The organism is Leclercia sp. S52 (assembly GCF_039727615.1).
GTDB classification, from domain to species: Bacteria; Pseudomonadota; Gammaproteobacteria; order Enterobacterales; family Enterobacteriaceae; genus Enterobacter; species Enterobacter adecarboxylatus_B.
The window spans coordinates 2,030,393-2,046,980 of the sequence record NZ_CP152474.1 but is presented as its reverse complement, the minus strand read 5'-3'; the positions used below and the strand labels follow the sequence as shown (position 1 = coordinate 2,046,980).

General features: G+C 60.9%; 18 protein-coding genes and 1 pseudogene. 9 read left to right on the top strand and 10 right to left on the bottom strand.

The window, feature by feature from the left end; genetic code table 11:
- Positions 1-142 precede the first annotated feature (142 nt).
- Complete coding sequence (locus AAHB66_RS09850; protein WP_347116449.1) at positions 143-1,753, top strand: FAD-NAD(P)-binding protein; 1,611 nt, start codon at positions 143-145, stop codon at positions 1,751-1,753.
- On the opposite strand, the gene AAHB66_RS09845 is transcribed toward AAHB66_RS09850, so the two are convergent.
- The 7 genes and pseudogenes from AAHB66_RS09845 to AAHB66_RS09815 all read right to left on the bottom strand — a co-directional run bounded on the left by AAHB66_RS09845 (position 1,740) and on the right by AAHB66_RS09815 (position 7,717).
- Entirely contained in the window at positions 1,740-2,525 is a 786-nt protein-coding gene (locus tag AAHB66_RS09845; RefSeq protein WP_347116054.1) for an amidase family protein, read from the bottom strand. The genes AAHB66_RS09850 and AAHB66_RS09845 overlap by 14 nt on opposite strands.
- A 121-nt stretch (positions 2,526-2,646) precedes the next feature.
- Positions 2,647-3,054 (bottom strand): annotated as a pseudogene (locus AAHB66_RS09840) (amidase family protein); the annotation flags it as partial.
- Positions 3,055-3,109: 55 nt separating this feature from the next.
- On the bottom strand, positions 3,110-4,420 hold the full coding sequence (hisD, locus tag AAHB66_RS09835) for a histidinol dehydrogenase (RefSeq protein WP_347116053.1): 1,311 nt from the start codon (positions 4,418-4,420) through the stop codon (positions 3,110-3,112).
- The gene (locus tag AAHB66_RS09830) at positions 4,420-5,559 is read right to left on the bottom strand and encodes an ester cyclase (protein ID WP_347116052.1); all 1,140 of its coding nucleotides are present in this window, start codon (positions 5,557-5,559) and stop codon (positions 4,420-4,422) included. The genes hisD (AAHB66_RS09835) and AAHB66_RS09830 overlap by 1 nt, the downstream gene beginning before the upstream one ends.
- A 118-nt stretch (positions 5,560-5,677) precedes the next feature.
- On the bottom strand, positions 5,678-6,433 hold the full coding sequence (locus AAHB66_RS09825; RefSeq protein ID WP_347116051.1) for a nuclear transport factor 2 family protein: 756 nt from the start codon (positions 6,431-6,433) through the stop codon (positions 5,678-5,680).
- Positions 6,390-6,650 carry a hypothetical protein gene (locus tag AAHB66_RS09820; protein ID WP_347116050.1) on the bottom strand — a complete coding sequence of 87 codons (261 nt, stop codon included), beginning with the start codon at positions 6,648-6,650 and terminating at the stop codon, positions 6,390-6,392. The genes AAHB66_RS09825 and AAHB66_RS09820 overlap by 44 nt, the downstream gene beginning before the upstream one ends.
- Entirely contained in the window at positions 6,647-7,717 is a 1,071-nt protein-coding gene (locus AAHB66_RS09815; protein WP_347116049.1) for a LacI family DNA-binding transcriptional regulator, read from the bottom strand. The genes AAHB66_RS09820 and AAHB66_RS09815 overlap by 4 nt, the downstream gene beginning before the upstream one ends.
- Before the next feature lie 351 nt (positions 7,718-8,068).
- Here AAHB66_RS09815 and AAHB66_RS09810 point away from each other — a divergent pair, with 351 nt between their 5' ends.
- The 7 genes from AAHB66_RS09810 (at position 8,069) to AAHB66_RS09780 (ending at position 14,158) form a co-directional block, all read left to right on the top strand.
- On the top strand, positions 8,069-9,307 hold the full coding sequence (locus AAHB66_RS09810) for an MFS transporter (RefSeq protein WP_347116048.1): 1,239 nt from the start codon (positions 8,069-8,071) through the stop codon (positions 9,305-9,307).
- Positions 9,308-9,379: 72 nt separating this feature from the next.
- Positions 9,380-10,702: a histidinol dehydrogenase gene (hisD, locus tag AAHB66_RS09805; protein WP_347116047.1), complete on the top strand. Its 1,323-nt coding sequence runs from the start codon at positions 9,380-9,382 to the stop codon at positions 10,700-10,702.
- A gap of 3 nt (positions 10,703-10,705) precedes the next feature.
- Positions 10,706-11,470 carry an SDR family oxidoreductase gene (locus AAHB66_RS09800; RefSeq protein ID WP_347116046.1) on the top strand — a complete coding sequence of 255 codons (765 nt, stop codon included), beginning with the start codon at positions 10,706-10,708 and terminating at the stop codon, positions 11,468-11,470.
- Positions 11,471-11,481: 11 nt separating this feature from the next.
- Positions 11,482-12,204 carry an alpha/beta hydrolase gene (locus tag AAHB66_RS09795; RefSeq protein WP_347116045.1) on the top strand — a complete coding sequence of 241 codons (723 nt, stop codon included), beginning with the start codon at positions 11,482-11,484 and terminating at the stop codon, positions 12,202-12,204.
- Complete coding sequence (locus AAHB66_RS09790) at positions 12,191-12,979, top strand: aldolase/citrate lyase family protein (RefSeq protein WP_347116044.1); 789 nt, start codon at positions 12,191-12,193, stop codon at positions 12,977-12,979. The genes AAHB66_RS09795 and AAHB66_RS09790 overlap by 14 nt, the downstream gene beginning before the upstream one ends.
- Positions 12,980-12,990: 11 nt before the next feature.
- The gene (locus tag AAHB66_RS09785) at positions 12,991-13,698 is read left to right on the top strand and encodes a hypothetical protein (protein WP_347116043.1); all 708 of its coding nucleotides are present in this window, start codon (positions 12,991-12,993) and stop codon (positions 13,696-13,698) included.
- Complete coding sequence (locus tag AAHB66_RS09780) at positions 13,613-14,158, top strand: hypothetical protein (RefSeq protein WP_347116042.1); 546 nt, start codon at positions 13,613-13,615, stop codon at positions 14,156-14,158. Before AAHB66_RS09785 ends, AAHB66_RS09780 begins: the two co-directional genes overlap by 86 nt.
- Before the next feature lie 39 nt (positions 14,159-14,197).
- On the opposite strand, the gene AAHB66_RS09775 is transcribed toward AAHB66_RS09780, so the two are convergent.
- Both AAHB66_RS09775 and AAHB66_RS09770 read right to left on the bottom strand, forming a co-directional pair.
- Positions 14,198-14,833, bottom strand: a complete 636-nt coding sequence (locus tag AAHB66_RS09775; RefSeq protein ID WP_347116041.1) for a carbonic anhydrase — start codon at positions 14,831-14,833, stop codon at positions 14,198-14,200.
- Positions 14,834-14,876: 43 nt separating this feature from the next.
- Positions 14,877-15,695, bottom strand: coding sequence for an MBL fold metallo-hydrolase (locus AAHB66_RS09770; RefSeq protein ID WP_347116040.1), 819 nt, complete (start codon positions 15,693-15,695; stop codon positions 14,877-14,879).
- 127 nt (positions 15,696-15,822) lie between these two features.
- On the opposite strand from AAHB66_RS09770, the gene AAHB66_RS09765 reads away from it, so the two are divergent.
- Positions 15,823-15,963 (top strand): hypothetical protein, encoded by a 141-nt coding sequence (locus AAHB66_RS09765; protein WP_032617828.1) that lies wholly within the window; start codon positions 15,823-15,825, stop codon positions 15,961-15,963.
- A gap of 105 nt (positions 15,964-16,068) precedes the next feature.
- Here AAHB66_RS09765 and AAHB66_RS09760 read toward each other — a convergent pair whose 3' ends face one another.
- Positions 16,069-16,551, bottom strand: coding sequence for a heme-binding protein (locus AAHB66_RS09760; RefSeq protein WP_347116039.1), 483 nt, complete (start codon positions 16,549-16,551; stop codon positions 16,069-16,071).
- Positions 16,552-16,588 lie beyond the last annotated feature (37 nt).

Sequence of the window (16,588 nt, the reverse complement as noted above, 5' to 3'; positions counted from 1 at the left end):
CATTCACATAACTAATGATTTAGAGGTATCCCGACGCTGCCGGTTTGCTCATTTTGCGTTTTCATCCACACTTATTTTTCATGGATTAATAACGCGCGTGCCTGAAACGATTTTCAGGCAGGCAAAAAAAGGGTGAGCAATGATGAAAAGGATCGCCATTATCGGCGCAGGGCCGACCGGCATTTATACGTTTTTCTCGCTACTGAACCAGGGGACGCCGCTTTGCATCACGGTCTTCGAGCAGGCTGAAAAAGCCGGCGTCGGCATGCCCTATAGCGACGAAGAGAATTCCCGAATGATGCTGGCCAACATCGCCAGCATTGAAATCCCGCCCATTTTTTCAACCTACATCGACTGGCTGCGCAGCCAGGACGATGCTCATCTGGCGCGCTACGGCGTGGAAAAATCGGCCCTGCATGTCCGACAGTTCCTGCCGCGTATTCTGCTGGGGGAGTATTTCCGCGATCAATTTGTGCAGCTGGTTGAGCAGGCAAAAAAAGCGGGTTTTGAAATCGAGGTGCGTGAGTCCTGCCAGGTTACCGACGTGGAAGCCACGCCTGAGGGGGTCAATATTCTGGCTGAAGACGACGCCGCGCCGAGGCCGTTCGATCTGGTGGTTATCGCCACCGGGCACGTCTGGCCTGAAGAAGACAATGCGTCGCGCTCCTTCTTCCCCAGCCCCTGGTCCGGGCTGATGGAGGCCAAAATTCGCGCCTGCAACGTGGGCATTATGGGCACCTCGCTGAGCGGACTGGACGCGGCGATGGCCGTCGCCGTTCAGCACGGTAAATTCATTGAGACGGATGATGAACAGATCCAGTTTCGGCTGGACGCGGGCAGCGAAGCGCTGAAGATCGTGCTGATGTCCCGCTCAGGCATCCTGCCGGAAGCCGATTTTTACTGCCCGATCCCCTACGAGCCGCTCACCATCGCCACCGAACAGGCGATCGACGCCGCTATCGAACAGGGCTCTGAGGGCTTACTCGACCGCATCTTTGAGCTTGTCGTTGCCGAGCTTCAGCACGCCGACCCGCAGTGGTGCGACACAGTGGCGTTAGAGACCCTGACGGCCGATACCATTCGTGACGCCTGGTTTGCCGACAGGGAAAAACACGGCCCGTTCCGCTGGGCGGTCTCTAATCTCGATGAGGTGGAGCGCAACAAGCGCGATAAACGCACGGTGCCGTGGCGCTACACCATTCTGCGCCTGCACGAGGCCGTCGAGAAGATTGTGCCCCACCTGACAAAACAGGACAAAGAGCGCTTTAAGGTCGGTCTGGCGCGTATTTTCATCGACAACTATGCGGCCATCCCGTCCCAGTCGATCCGCCGCCTGCTGGCCCTGCGTGAGGCGGGCGTCATCAGCATTCTGACCCTGGGTGACGATTACGAAATGGCGGTAAAAGAGGATCGGACGGTGATCCACGCCCGGGGCGAAACGTCGTATTTCGATGTGTTTATCGATGCGCGCGGGCAGCAACCGCTCAAAACCAGGGATCTGCCGTTCCCGGTCCTGCGCCACCAGCTGGAGTCCGCCGGGGAGGAGATCCCCGAGGTGGGCGATGACTATACCCTGCTGGCCCCTGACTACCTGCGCGGAAAAATTGCCTTCGGGGCCCTGCCGTACCTGATGCACGATCGCCCCTTTGTGCAGGGGCTGGTGGTGTGCGCCGAAATCGGCGAGGCGATGGCCAAAGCCGCGGTTCAGCCCGCCTCGCGCGTGCGCCAGCGTCTACCGTTTACGGCAGACTGAACGCGGTTTCGCAGGCGGCGGCCAGCGCCAGCAGCGCGGACTCCTCACCGGCGGCAGAGAGAATTTCCAGCCCCACAGGAAAGCCGGTTAGCGTGGTGCCGCAGGGGATCGTGATGGCGGCAAAGCCGCTGATGGCCGCCAGCTCGGGCGCACAGCCGGGCGGCATTTTCTCCAGGCTGTCCGGCACCCGGCCCACCGTCGGATAGAGAAAACCATCGAGTCGCCCCTCCTCCGCCAGCAGACCAAGCGTCTGATGCAGCCGACGCCGCAGCTGTCGTCCGGCCCGCCACTGGGGCGTTCTTAGCGTCTCGCTGGCCAGCATCTGGTTCAGGAGCGGCATAAACTCCGGCAAACACTGCCCGGAGGCGACAACCGCCCCCAAATCCACGGGGGCGCCAGGGTGCTGTTGTAGCCAGGCGTCAAAGGCCACGCGAAACTCATACAGGCTCAGGCAGGTAGCTATCGCCACCTCGGGCAGGATCGGCAGGTCAGTGTCGACGAGCGTGGCGCCGTGCCGTCTCAGGGTTGCGAGGGCGTCATACCAGACGGCCTGTTGTGCAGGATCGTCCCCTTCCAGGGCGCGGATCACCCCCAGCCGCACGCCCTTCAACGACAGAGGCTCAAGGGTAGACGGTGTCTGACCGTGAATAATCGCATGTAGCAGGGCCGCATCCTGCACGCTGTGCACCATCGGCCCCACCGTGTCTTTGCTCAGGGAGAGCGGCGCGATGCCCTGCATCTGCGCCCTGCGTACCCGCGGCCTTAACCCCACCAGCCCGGTATAGCTGCACGGAATACGGATCGAGCCGCCGGTATCGGTGCCGAGCGCCCCCCTCCGCCATCCCGGCCGCCACCGCCGCCGCACTGCCTCCGCTGGAGCCGCCTGCGGTAATACCGGGAAACCGCGGGTGACGCACGTCCCCGCCCAGCGTGCTGCGGGATCGGACGTCAAAGGCAAACTCGGACATGTTGGCCCGGGCCAGAACGATCGCCCCGGCCTGCCGCAGCCGGCGCACCACCAGGGCATCCGCTGTCGCCCGCAGCTGCGCCAGCGCGGCGCAGCCTAACGTCAGGGGCAGCCCGGCGCAGGCGATGTTATCTTTAACAATCAGCGGCACGCCGTGCAGCGGCCCGGCAGGCTGGCCGCGACGGCGCAGCCTTTGATACTGCGCCGCCTCAGCCAGCGCATCCGGGTTGACCCCGAGAAGGGCATTCAGCTGCGGATGCGTATCGATAATGGTCAGCCGCCGGGTTATCTCCTCAACGCAGTCCGCTGGCGGTATCAGCCGTTTATGTTGCATACCCTTCCTTACATTAATGCCGGAGGCCAGGCCAGCGCCTGACCTCCCGTCGCCTTTAGTCGCGCAGCCCAGAGGTGATGGCATCCAGTGCCTCCGGACGCAGACGGATCTCTGCGGCGCGGCGGTGCCCCTGCATCCCCTCGGTACGGCTCTGGCGGATTGCCGGCTCCGCAATCGCGGCAATGCCCTGCTCGTCGATCCACTGGTGGGTACAGATTTTCACATAAGCCCCGACCCACAGCCCGCCGGTATAGCGCGCCGCCGCCATGGTCGGCAGGGTATGGTTGGTGCCGCAGCATTTATCTGAGAACACCACGCTGGCATTCTGGCCGATAAACAGCGAGCCGTAATTGCGGATTTTCGCCGCCGTGCCGTGCGGATCACGGGTATGGACCTGCAGATGCTCGGTCGCCATATAGTCTGCAAAGGCGATCAGCTGCTCCTCGCTGTCGCAGACCACGATTTCCCCCTGACGACGCCAGGCCTCGCCCGCGGTGGCGGCGGTAGGCAGGTTTTTCAGCTGGCGTTCGATCTCTGCCAGGGTTCCTTCGGCAATCGCCCGGCTGGTGGTCGCCAGCCCCACGCGGGTGTGGACATCATGCTCGGCCTGAGCCAGCAGGTCGGCGGCGATAATGCGCGCATCGGCGCTGTCGTCGGCGATGGTGAAGATCTCGCTCGGTCCGGCCAGAGCGTCGATCCCTACCTTGCCGAACACCTGCCGCTTGGCCTCGTTGACAAAGGCGTTGCCCGGGCCGACGATTTTATCCACTGCCGGCACGCTTTCGGTGCCCCAGGCCATGGCGGCGATGGCCTGCGCGCCGCCGATTTTAAAGATCCGGTGTGCGCCTGCCAGGTGGCAGACCGCAATCATCGCCGGGTGCGCGCCGGGCGGCAGACAGGCGATAATCTGTTCACAGCCAGCCACCGTGGCCGGCACGATGGACATCACCGGTGCGGAGAGGATCGGATAGCGCCCACCTGGCACGTAACAGCCCACCGTCTGGACGGGGATAATGCGGTGCCCCAGATGCACACCGGGCAGGGTTTCCACCTCCAGCGGCTGCATGGTGGCGAGCTGGGCCTCGGCAAAGCGGCGCACCTGCTGGATGGCAAACTCGCTGTCGCGACGGGTCTGGGGATCCAGCTCGCTGAGCGCCGTTTCGATCTCCTGAGCGGTGACTTCAAACTGCGCCGGCACCACCTTATCAAACTGCTGTGAAAAGGCCTTCAGGGCCGCGTCGCCTTCACCCTTCACGCGCGCAATAATGGCACTCACCGTGTCGGTTAACGACCTGTCGGCCTGCGCATCCTGCCCCTGAGGACGTTTGATCCAGTTCACCTGGTCAACAATTGACTGTACAGACATTATGCTTCCTCCATTTGACCCAGTTTGATTTGCGCCAGCAGCGCCAGGTGATCGTAAACCACCCACTCGTCGACGATTTTGCCGTTGATAATGTGGTAGTGAGACATGCCCATCACGAACAGGCGTTCGCCGGTCGGTTTACCCAGCTCGCCGTAGCCCAGATGGTGGCCCTCGATGATCCAGCGAACCGCCACCTTGGTGCCACCCTCCTCGCACGGATTGGAGCAGATATGCTGCGGCAGCCAGGCGCCGTCCGGGATCATGCCGATCAGGGCCAGGGTCTGGTGCGTCACCGACGCCGTGCCGTACAGCTCTTTCATCAGCGGGCCGTGCCACTGGACGTTCGGGGCGTAGACCTCTTTGATCTTGCCCAGCATCCGGCGGTTGTAGATTTCATGCAGCCAGCGCAGGCACTGCTCTTCGGTATCGGTATGGGCAATGGAGACGTCGCAGACCATTTCCGGCGGATACTGCCCCAGCATGCGGCCGTTTTCGCCGATGTCGGTGACGCGGAAGCCCTTGTCGAACTGCTCTTTCGCCATGTTAAAGGCGATCTCGTCGGTGTTGAGCCCCAGCTGCTTCATCAGAGACATGTTGTCGCTCACCACCCACTCCCGGTAGATTTTGTTTTCGTGGATCATGCAGTCGGCCACGGTGCGGGTGACGAAGGTGCGGTTGGTTGGCTTGCCCAGGTGGCTGAACTGAGTGTGGCGACCGCTGCCGGTGACCAGGTGCGAGGTATAGAAGCCGTCCACGTCGTTACCGTTCCAGATCACCTGGGTGGCCATGCCGCGGCGCTCAGGGAAGGCCACCAGGCGCTGGAGAGTATCCTGCACCACCTGCTCGCGGGTATAGAGAGTGCCCAGCGCGTTATATAACACGCAGTTGTGCGTATAGTGGGTATAAATTAATCCCACGTCGCGTTCATCCCATATTTTATGGGTGCAGCGAACAATGTAATCGACAATATCGGTATAGCAATCGTCGAACCCACGTAATGATTGTACGCGCTGGCGTTTCTCCGGCACTAAATCAATAAAGTCCCGGCGCTCAACCTGTAATACCGGTTCGTCGCGGGTGAGTTTACTGTTTTTCTCAGGTACGGCTGGCGCTTTATTTGTTGCTTCGGTTGAAGACATATAAACTCCTGCATCTATTTTCAGACAATACGATCCCGCACCCGGAATGGATGGAGAAGAGAGCCGCAATATCTATTGCGGCGGATTTAAAAAATATTTTTAGATAAAGATAGTGCGCTTAATTAACGATTTGTGACCAGATAGCTAATTCATCAATCCCTAAATATTCGCGAATAATGAGTCCATCGCGTAATTCCAGCTGGCTGATCCCGGTAATGGAGACCGGTTTACGGGTCGGCACGCCAAATTTACCGTAGCCGTCGTGCCAGGTCAGAAGCGACCAGCGCAGCGAAATGCGCACCGGCTCGTTGGGATCCCGCCGCACGATCAGGTGGTGCAACTGCACCTCGCTGTCCGCAAACGACGCCCGGTAGCCCGACAGCAGCGCGGCGATCTCCTGCTCGCCGGTGCCGATGCAGTGCCCCGGGGCATAGAGCGTGGCGGCAGGATGGTAAAGGCCCGGTACGGTGCCGCTGTTGCCGCCTGCCCACATCGTCAGATAGCGCTCCACCACCCCGGCGATCGGCCCTTCGACATCATCCCCTTCAGGCCCGCCCGCCCAGCGGGCGTCGAGGGTTTCCGCACTTTCCCGGGCGATCCCCAGCTGGTTCTGCATCAAGCCGAGATTGCGCGCAAACTCCTGCACGTTGAGCCCCAACTGTGCCACAATCGCCGCCCGATCCTGCAGCAGCCACTCCTGCCGCACGGCCCCCTCGGCGCAAATTCGATCCGCCCAGGTACGCACCCAGACGGTTTTCCCGGTCGGCGGGCCGAAGAAGCCCTCTCCCTGATGGCGGATACAGGCGATGGTACGCTGGGCGGCGTAATGCTCATCCCCGGGATTTTGCGTCGCCAGGATGTCTTCCGTCAGCACCGTACGCTGGGGGGAAGCTGTGCATCGCCTCCAGGGTCAGGCGCATAAACTGCGAGAGATCGTTAAGCTGTTTCTCCGGGGTGATAAACACCACCGGCGTGGCGTAAAAGTCGGCCAGCTGACCGATGTCCTTCTGCTCCCAGACCACGTGCGTCAGGGTGCGAATAAACTGTTGAATGGAGTCGAACTGGGGGCTGAATCCCGGCAATCTGCTCATTTGTCCTCCTGGGTCTGGAACACGTAATTACCCTCTGCGTCGAGGCTGCCCGTATGCGGGCGGCGCGCAGAGTGACGAACCACCAGCCTGCCCGGAACGACGACCTGTTCGGGTTCGATAGTGCCGCTGTCGATCTGCTTCATCAGCAGCTCCACCGTGGCGGCGACCATCGCCTCCACCGGCTGCGAGGCGGAGGTTAGCGCGTAGGAGGCCCAGCCGGACGGGCCGATATCGTCATAGCCAATGATGGAGACGTCTTCCGGGATCCGCAGGCCAAACTCGTAGCGCGCCACGTCCATCACGACGACGGCCATATGATCGTTAGCGACGAAAATGGCGTCCGGCGCGGGCGCGGCGGAAAAGAGCGCGTAAGCCGCGCGGGCAGTCTGCTGCGCGTCATAGTTGCCGTTGACCACCCGGACGTCTTCAATCCCCTGCTCCTGCAGCGCGCCCAGATACCCGCGCTGGCGGGCAATGTTGACGGACGAATCCGCCACGCCGCCAACGAACGCATACCGCTGGTGCCCGGCGGCCAGCAAAAACTCGGCAATCTGGCGGGCGGCCGCCTCGTTGTTGCTGTTGACGCTCGAGGCCATTCCGCTCTCTTCGCTGCGGTTAAACAACACCACCGGGATCCCGGCGGCGAGACACTCCTCCGACAGATCCAGCGACAGCGTGACCGAGGCCAGTACGATGCCATCCACGCGATACTGCATGATCTGGTCGAAAATCCGGTCCACGTTCCCCTCGCGATCGCCGACAAACAGCAGCAGGTGGTAGTTGAGGGTGTCCAGCTTTTGCGCCAGCGCCTCCAGCACCTGCGGGTAAAACTGGTTATCAAAATAGGAGATCACCACGCCGATGATGCGCGAGCGGGCGGTGTTGAGCGAACGCGCAATGGCGTTCGGCCGGTAGCCCAGCTCCCGGGCCGCCTTCAGCACCTTTTCACGCGTGGCCGGCGAAATGCTCGCCCCCGGCGTGAAGGTGCGGGACACCGCCGACTGTGATACGCCTGCCAGCTGCGCCACCTGCTGCGATGTCACCGCTGTAAAAGTCTTACGTTTCATTACGAGTGTTCCTTATCCCTTTCGCTTCCCCATTCTGGCACAGATTCAAGGCGTTATGCCGGAGACCCGCCATAAACCCCCGCAAAACTGCGCCTCAGGAAGCGGGTACTTTTTAGTCTTACACCATCTTTGCATGCGTATGCAACAGCCAGAATTATTTTTTTCACAATGGTGACAAACGACCTTTACAAAATTGAAACCTTTTCGTAACTTCAATTTTTGAATACGTATGCAGAGCAGTTTTCACACCGTCAATGGTACCGGGTAAATTGGGCAATCACCCAATGGAGTGAGCCGGTAAAGTTGTACCTGGATGGTTTTAACCCATTACGTTTTAAGAGGTTCACAACCATGTTTCGAGCACTGTTACGCCGACCGGAAGCCCGGCTGTTCTTTATCATCAGCGTGTTGTTTTTTATCTGTATTCACAGCATTGATGCGTTTCTGGCCCCGATGATGATCAATCAGGGGATGGAGCCGCAGGTGATGGGGATTATCATGGGAGCCAGCGGCCTGGCGACCCTGCTGATCCGCTTCCCGCTGGGGATTGTCTCCGACGTGGTGAAGAGTCGGAAAATCTTTATCCAGTTTGCGCTGGTCCTGCCGATCGTCGCCTGGCCGCTGGCCTGGCTGGAGCCGAACGCCATTACGCTGTATCTGGCGAAAGCCGCAGACGGCGTCACCGCCGCCACCTGGGTGCTCTACAACATCCTGTTTATTCGCTACTTTGACCAGAAAGATGCCCCTGCTGCCGTAGCATTTCTGGCGCTGGCCGGGCCTCTGGGGGTGTTCCTCGGCAACTGCATCGGCGGGCTGTTGATTCACTATTTTGCGAACAACATCGCCTTTTTCGTCTCCTGTGTCTCGGCGCTGGTGGCGCTGTTCCTCACCACCCGGATCCGCGACGTCCACGACCCGGTAAAAGCCCCGACGCTGAAGGCCTGTATCGCCGGTGCCCGCCTGCAGCTCGCCGACCGTTCGGTATGGCTGATCGGTATTCTTGCCACCATCGTTATCCTGGTACCCTTTGCTACCCGTGACACCCTCACCCCGATTTATGCCGAGCAGCTGGGCGCCCGCGCCGGGATCTTAACCCTGCTGAGCAATATCCATCTGATCTTCTACGCTCTCGCCATTGCCCTGTGCAGCAGCGTCTTTTATCAACGTCTGGGGCTGGTTAAAACGGCGGTGCTCGGCATTGTGCTGCAGGTCATCTCCACCTTTGGCATCCCCTTTACCAGCAATCTGTATCTGATCTATCTGTTGCAGGCGCTGGCCGGATTCTCCTTCGGGATGGCGTTCGCGGCCTTTATGTCCCTGAGCGTGGTCAACACCACCGCCGATGAGCAGTCGACGCGGATGGGGCTGTTCCAGACCATCTACTCCTGCGGCATGTTTGCCGGGCCGGTGATCATGGGCGTGATGATGCAGCACATTAACCTCTCTTCCGGTTATCTGTTTATTGCTGCCCTGTCGATCGTGGCGGCGATTGCCACCCCGCTCTCGGTGCGCTGGGTCTATTCCCGTAAAACACCGGCGACGGCTGAATTATCTCTTAACAGTTCCCTCGCGCCCGCGCGCGACCAGTAATTTTATTCCCGATTAAATAATCCCGGCCCGCCGGGAGGGTACCCCTCATCATAAATACAGAAGGAAGATAGTGTGGCTTATCTACTTAAAACCAGTAAACCGGTTCAGGAACGCCAGGATGCACAGCGACAAATAAGGGAAACGGTGGAACTTATTCTTGCGGATATTGAAAAGCGCGGGAATAAAGCCATTCGTGAATTATCCGTCAAGTTCGATCGCTATGACCGTAAGGATTATCGCCTGAGCGAGGCAGAAATTAATGCCTGCATAAACAAATTAAGTCGTCAGGATATTCACGATATTGAGTTTGCTCAGGAGCAGGTCTTTAATTTTGCCCGCGCGCAAAAAGGCTGTCTGCTTGACCTGGAAATAGAGACCCGCCCGGGAGTGATCCTCGGTCATAAAAACATTCCGATTAATGCGGTGGGCTGTTATGTCCCGGGCGGGAAGTATCCGCTGCTGGCCTCGGCGCATATGTCGATTATTACCGCCAACGTGGCGGGCTGCTCCCGCATCGTCAGCTGCGCCCCGCCGTTCGGCGGCGAGCCTGCGCCGGCCATCGTGGCTGCGCAGAAAATGGCCGGGGCCAGCGAGATCTACGCCCTCGGCGGCATTCAGGCGATTGGCGCGATGGCGCTGGGCACCGACTCCCTGGCCCCGGTGGATATGCTGGTTGGGCCGGGTAACGCCTTTGTGGCGGAGGCCAAGCGCCAGCTGTTTGGCCGGGTCGGGATTGACCTCTTTGCCGGTCCCACCGAAACCCTGGTGATTGCCGACGACACCGTCGACGCCGAGATCTGCGCCACCGACCTGCTGGGACAGGCCGAGCACGGGGTTACTACACCGGCGATCCTGCTGACCAACTCAATGGCGCTTGCCAAAGAGACGCTGCGCGAGATTGACCGCCTGCTGGAAAAACTGCCTACCGCCGACATTGCCCGCCAGGCCTGGCACGACTACGGGGAGATTATCGTCTGCGACAGCTACGACGAAATGCTCGCCGAAGCGGATCGCATCGCCTCGGAACACGTCCAGGTGATGACCGACCGCGACGACTGGTTCCTCGCGAACCTGACCAACTTTGGCGCCCTGTTCCTCGGCCCACGCACCAACGTCGCCTACGGCGACAAGGTCATCGGCACCAACCACACCCTGCCGACGCAAAAAGCGGCGCGCTACACCGGCGGCCTGTGGGTCGGCAAGTTTATGAAAACCTGCACCTGGCAAAAGGTCCTCAGCGATGAGGCCACCGCGGAGATCGGCAGCTATTGCTCGCGCCTGTCGCTGCTGGAGGGCTTTGCCGGCCACGCCGAGCAGGCCAACGTTCGCGTGCGCCGCTACGGTCAGGTAGAGGTGCCTTACGCCACCCCTGCCCCGGTCAGAGAGAAGGTGTAACCCATGACTTTTCCTGAGATGCCCTCCTTTGACCTGCACGGCAAGCGCGCGCTGGTAACGGGCGGCTCCAGAGGGCTGGGGTTTGCCTGCGCCGTCGCCCTGGCCCACGCCGGGGCACAGGTGTGGATCGCCGCCCGGGATCGCCAGGGCCTGGACGACGCCGTAACGCTCGCCTCTCAGCACAAGCTGGTGCTGCATCCGGTGGCGCTGGATATCACCGACGTGGCGCAGGTTGAGTCGGTGCTCGCCGGGCTGCCCGCGTTCGACGTTCTGGTGAACAGCGCCGGGCTGGCGCGCCACGAAGCATTTCTGGCCGTCAGTGAGGAGAATTTCGATGCAGTGATGGCGGTCAACTTGCGGGCCACCTTCTTTGTCAGCCAGCGGGTGGCGGCGCGAATGCGCGACCAGCGGATCGCCGGATCGATTATCCATCTCTCCTCGCAGATGGGCCACGTTGGCGGCCCCCGCCGCAGCGTCTACTGCGCGTCGAAATTTGCTCTGGAAGGGTTAACCAAAGCCATGGCGCTGGAGCTGGGTGAGGACGGGATCCGGGTCAACACCCTGTGCCCGACCTTTATTGAGACCGCGCTCTCGGCCCCGTCGCTGGCCGAACCGGAGTTTCGCCGCTACGTGCTGGACAACATCAAGCTGCGCCGGCTGGGCAAAGTGGAGGACATCATGGGCCCGGTAGTATTCCTGGCCTCCGATGCCGCGGGGATGATCACCGGCAGCGCGTTGATGGTCGACGGCGGCTGGACCGCAACCTGAGGAGTGAGACTGTGGATAATCCCGCCCTGCCGCTGGTGCTGCTTAGCGGCACGCTCTGTAACGCCCGGCTCTGGCAGCCGATCCTGGCCCGGCTCAATCTGTCTGCGGCGATCTGCTCCAGACTGACGGGGGACACTTCGGCGGCGCAGGCCTCACAGCGGCTGCTCGAACAGCTGCCGCCGCGCTTTCTGCTGGCCGGATTTTCGCTGGGGGCGATAGTGGCGCTGCAGATGGTCGCCGATGCCCCCGGGCGCATTGCCGGGCTGGCGCTGCTGTCGGTCAATCCGCTTGCCGATCGCCCGGAAAATGCCGCCATGCGGCGCGAGGCGGTGAGCGCCGCCCGGCAGCAGGGGCTCACCCACTGGCTCTCGGCCAGTCTGTGGCCGAAGTACGTTGCCCCGTCGCGTGTGGATGACCAGGCCTTACTGGCGCTTATCTGCCGGATGGCAGAGGAGAGCGGCCTCGATACCCTGGCGACGCAGACCGAAATCGCCATTACCCGGCGGGACAATCGCGGGGCGCTGGCCTCGCTCGCCTGCCCCATCATCGTTATTAACGGCGCGCAGGATCCCCTCTGCACGCCCCATCACCATCAGCTGGTGGCGGAGAGCGCCCCGCAGGCGAGATGCGTCACCCTCGCCACCGCCGGGCACTTCACGCTGCTTGAAGCGCCCGACGAGGTCGCTACCCCGCTACGCCATTGGATTCAGGAGTGTTCAGATGCGCAAGAATAAACTCAGGGCGGTGCAAGAAAACGCCGCCATTATCAACGGCTGGCTGGCAATCCCTTCCAGCTACAGCGCCGAAATCCTCGGCCATCAGGGGTACGACGCGGTGACCGTCGATCTCCAGCACGGGATGATCGACTTCGCCAGCGCCCTCGCCATGCTGCAGGCGCTCTCCGCTACCCCGGCGGTGCCGCTGGTGCGGGTGGCCGATAACGATCCGGCGCAGATCATGCGCATGCTGGATGCCGGGGCCTACGGCATTATCTGCCCGATGATCTCCACCCCGGAAGAGGCCCGGCGTTTTGTCGCCGCCTGCCGCTATCCGCCGCTGGGCAATCGCTCCTTCGGCCCGGCCCGCGGGCTGCTGTACGGCGGGTCCGATTACCCCCAGCACGCCAATGACGAAATCCTGACCCTGGCGATGATCGAAACCCGCGAAGGGCTGGCGAACCTCGACACGATCCTGGCCACCGAGGGGCTGGACGGGGTGTTTATCGGCCCTAACGATCTGTCCCTCACCCTGACCGGCAGCGCCAGCGCCGAATCCCGTCACCCGGAGATGCTGGCCGCCGTAGAAAGAGTGGTCAGCCGCTGTCGTCAGCAGCAAAAAATCGCCGGGATCTTTTGTACCTCCGGCGAGGCCGCCGCCCGGCGAATCGGCGAAGGCTTCCGGTTTGTCACCCCCGCCAACGATGTCATGCAGCTTGGCCGCGCCTCGCGTGAAGCCGTCGCCCAGGCGCGCGGCAACGCTGTCCCCACTACCGGCGCATCAGGCTATTAACAGGAGAGAAGATGAAAGCACGTCACATTACCCCCGAACAGGCCAGAAGCCGTCTGGTTGCTCCCGAAGATATGGTCTCCTGCAATCTGGCATTTATCGATTGCAAACTTCCCGGCTCGCACCTGAAGCAGAACTACTCCTTTATTGGGCCGGGCGTGACCCAGTCGTCCGCTCAGGTGGTGAATATCCCCGAGCCGCACGGCTTTAACATTGGTGCCGCGGCCATGCCGAAAGGGGTGACCAACAACCTGCATCTGCACTTCACCGCCGAAGTCTTTTTGATTCACGAGGGCACCTGGCGTTTTCGCTGGGGAGCCAACGGCGAAAACGAAGCGGAGTTCAGCGCCCCGGCCATACTGTCGATTCCAACCTGGATCTTCCGCGGCTTCACCAACGTCAGTAAAGAGGAGACCTGCGGCATGGTCTACACGGTGCTGGGCGGCAATAACACCGGGGGGGATCATCTGGCACCCGTCGATTCTGGACGCAGCCAGCGAGTACGGCCTGTATCTGAGCAAAGAGAATATGCTCATCGACGTCAACGCGGGGGATACCCTGCCGGAACCGGCGGGACTGCTGACCCCGCTTGCGCCGGAAGAGATTGCCGCCCTGCGTCACTACTCCGTGGAGGAGATGCGTCAGCGGGCGGTGACCGGAGAAGATCGTCGCTGGTCTGCGGCGGGACTGCTGGATTCGGTCCTGCCGGGCCACGGGGGTGAGATTGCGCCGGTGATTGGCTTCGGCATCAGCCAGGATAAACACGCCGCCCCCGCTATCGTCAATCCGCACGGCTTCTCCGTGGAGTGGCTGCGCCTGAAATCCGATCATCTTGTCGGTCGTCATCTGTGCCCGGACGTGCAGGTGATCATGGTCTTTAAGGGAACGCTGGAGGTGACCTGGAACCTGGAGGGCGAAGAGGTGAGCATTATCGCCCCTGAACGCTCGGTGATTTCGGTCCCGGAGAACAGCTGGCGGTCCTACCGCGCGCTGGACGGCGATATGGAGTGCATTCTCACCACCCAGGGCGATCAGCGTAAGCGCATCTACTGGGATGAGACGATCCTGGAGCAGGCCAGAGCGGCCAATCGCTGCCTTGACCCAGATGGCTATGTGACGGCGGTGGATCTGCTGCCTGAAACGGCGAAGCGGGCGGGACGCAGACTGGAAGCACTGCCTTAAGCGGAGTCAGGGCGGGGATCCCGCCCTGAAGATGCGTTTCTACTCGAAGTAAACGCCCGGGTTTTCGGACAGGGAGACGAAGGTTTTCGAATCTTTATCCAGGGCGCGAATGTCGCCGCTTTCGATATCGTAAACCCAGCCGTGCAGACGGATAGCGTTATTACGCAGGCCGACCGCCACCGACGGGTGGGTTTTGATGTTGCTCAGCTGGGCGAAGACGTTTTCCTGCACCATGGCGTTGACTTTGTCGGTCGGGTTGTCCCAGGTCTTGTTTTCCACCACCGCTTTGGCGGCATCGGAGTAACGCAGCCAGTGTGACACGGCCGGCATTGGCTCGAGGTCGGCATTGTCGGCAATCGCCTTCATCGCGCCGCAGTTAGAGTGGCCGCAGATCACGATGTCGGTGACGCCCAGCGCCACCACGGCGTATTCGATGGTGGCGGAGACGCCGCCCGGCTCTGGCCCGAAAGGTGGCACAATGTTGCCCGCATTACGAATGACAAAGAGCTGTCCCGGCTCCTGCTGGGTGACTAATTCCGGCACCAGACGGCTGTCAGAACAGGAGATGAACAGCGCTTTGGGATTCTGGCTGGAAGCCAGACTGCGGAACAGGTCTTTACGTTGCGGGAAAACTTCTTTTTGAAAGCTGAGAAAACCTTCAATGATATGTTGCATAGCAAAGTCTCATTTTTTTGTGATTGTACAGGCATGATCGAGATCACGGTTTTTCGAGTTTACCCACCGGCCCCGAGTTCAGACAAGCAATATATTTCTCGACCGACCGCATAACAATCTCCCGCGCGCTGGCGGAAATGTTCTGCCCTTCAAAGGCGCCGTAGAGCCGTTCAAAGCGCACATCGTCCAGACGGGCGGCGATTTCGCTCACCTCGCTGGCCGGCAGCGGCAGCATATTCGGGTAGCTCCACATAAACGAGACGGCGTCTTTTCCGGGGGTCACCTGCAGGATGTCCCCGGCCAGCAACACGCCCCCGTCGACGTTGTGGTGCAGCACCGTGCCACCGGCAAAATGGCCGCCCAGCCGCAGCAGCCTGACGTCAGGAGCGATCTCAAGGGAATCCCCTTCCCAGAAGCGCAGGGCGGGACTGTCGCGCATCACCCACTGCCGATCGCTGGCATGCAACCAGACCGGGGCATTAAAGGCCGTGGCCCAGTCCTGCATGGTGGTGTAGTAGTGCGGGTGCGAGATGGCGATAGCGTCGATCCCGCCCAGCGCCGTCACCAGCGCGTGGGTGGCAGGGTCGAGGTTGGCGATGCAGTCCCACAGCACGTTACCCTGCGGGGTGCGCAGCAGGATCGCCCGCTGGCTGATGGCAAACGCGGGAACGGTTTTGATGCTCAGAAGATTGTCTTCGAGCTGTTGCCACTTGTTGGTGTGGGTGGCGGTCAGGGTGCTGAAATCAACCCACGCCTGCCCGGTCGCGGGCACGTACTGGCGTTCATCTTCACAAATGGCGCACTGTTGCGGTTCGCTGGCCACGTCATAGGACGTGCCGCAGGTTTTACACAGGACGATCATGAGGTCTCCTTAGCCGGATGATTTATCAGTATGGCAAGGATTATCCTTATGTGCGCTGGGGTGCCCCAGCTCATGGTTTTGCTCTATAATACGACCTGGAACAAAAACCGAACAAAGCAGGTAAATGATGGAAATTGATCTCAACAATCTGGTGTTTGACGGGCTGGATGAAGCGGAAGAACGTAACGCAGAACGCCTTGAAGATGCGGATAAAAAAGCCCAGGCGATTGTAGCGGACGATGACTGCGGCGACGCCTGCAAGATCTAATGTAAAAAGCCCCGGACGATCGCCGGGGCTTTAGATTTATGCCGGGTGGCGCTTCGCTTACCCGGCCTACAACACCTACAAAACCATCCCGTACGTCGGGAATGATTACGACTTCGTCATACCGTCAATTGCTTGCTGGGCGCAGGCTTCATCCAGATGCCCACCCGGCGCACCGCCAATCCCGATGGCCCCGATCACGTCATCTCCTTCTTTAACCGGCAATCCACCCGCCAGCAGCAGCAGGCCCGGGATATCACGCAGGTTCTGCGCCCCCGCGTTGCTTTGCGCGGACTCCATCACTTTGCCCGAGGCATTTTTGGTGCTGAGTGCGGTAAAAGCTTTCATCTCGCTGGCTTTCAGGGTATGCGGACCAGCATTGTCCGTGCGCTGTACCGCTTTAACCACTCCGGCACGATCCACCACCGTGACGCTGACCTGATAATTTTTGGCGGTACAGGCCTGAATGGCCGCGCTGGCCAGGGCGTTCGCCTGGGTCAGGGAGAGATTTTTTTGCGCCACGGACTGCGCCTGCGCCGATACGCTGACCATCCCGGCTACACAGGCTGCTGCCATCATTAACTTTTTCATCGCACATCCTCAGGTAAGTGGAAACAGATGCAGCGTA

Excerpts from the sequence above, each read along its gene's own strand:
- AAHB66_RS09850 (WP_347116449.1), top strand. The coding sequence starts at position 143 with ATGAAAAGGATCGCCATTATCGGCGCAGGGCCGACCGGCATTTATACG.
- AAHB66_RS09810 (WP_347116048.1), top strand. The coding sequence starts at position 8,069 with ATGTTTCGAGCACTGTTACGCCGACCGGAAGCCCGGCTGTTCTTTATC.
- AAHB66_RS09760 (WP_347116039.1), bottom strand. The coding sequence starts at position 16,551 with ATGAAAAAGTTAATGATGGCAGCAGCCTGTGTAGCCGGGATGGTCAGC.
- AAHB66_RS09790 (WP_347116044.1), top strand. The coding sequence starts at position 12,191 with ATGCGCAAGAATAAACTCAGGGCGGTGCAAGAAAACGCCGCCATTATC.
- AAHB66_RS09785 (WP_347116043.1), top strand. The coding sequence starts at position 12,991 with ATGAAAGCACGTCACATTACCCCCGAACAGGCCAGAAGCCGTCTGGTT.
- AAHB66_RS09820 (WP_347116050.1), bottom strand. The coding sequence starts at position 6,650 with ATGAGCAGATTGCCGGGATTCAGCCCCCAGTTCGACTCCATTCAACAG.
- AAHB66_RS09815 (WP_347116049.1), bottom strand. The coding sequence starts at position 7,717 with ATGAAACGTAAGACTTTTACAGCGGTGACATCGCAGCAGGTGGCGCAG.
- AAHB66_RS09770 (WP_347116040.1), bottom strand. The coding sequence starts at position 15,695 with ATGATCGTCCTGTGTAAAACCTGCGGCACGTCCTATGACGTGGCCAGC.
- AAHB66_RS09765 (WP_032617828.1), top strand. The coding sequence starts at position 15,823 with ATGGAAATTGATCTCAACAATCTGGTGTTTGACGGGCTGGATGAAGCG.
- AAHB66_RS09800 (WP_347116046.1), top strand. The coding sequence starts at position 10,706 with ATGACTTTTCCTGAGATGCCCTCCTTTGACCTGCACGGCAAGCGCGCG.
- hisD (WP_347116053.1), bottom strand. The coding sequence starts at position 4,420 with ATGTCTGTACAGTCAATTGTTGACCAGGTGAACTGGATCAAACGTCCT.
- AAHB66_RS09775 (WP_347116041.1), bottom strand. The coding sequence starts at position 14,833 with ATGCAACATATCATTGAAGGTTTTCTCAGCTTTCAAAAAGAAGTTTTC.
- AAHB66_RS09830 (WP_347116052.1), bottom strand. The coding sequence starts at position 5,559 with ATGTCTTCAACCGAAGCAACAAATAAAGCGCCAGCCGTACCTGAGAAA.
- AAHB66_RS09780 (WP_347116042.1), top strand. The coding sequence starts at position 13,613 with ATGCGTCAGCGGGCGGTGACCGGAGAAGATCGTCGCTGGTCTGCGGCG.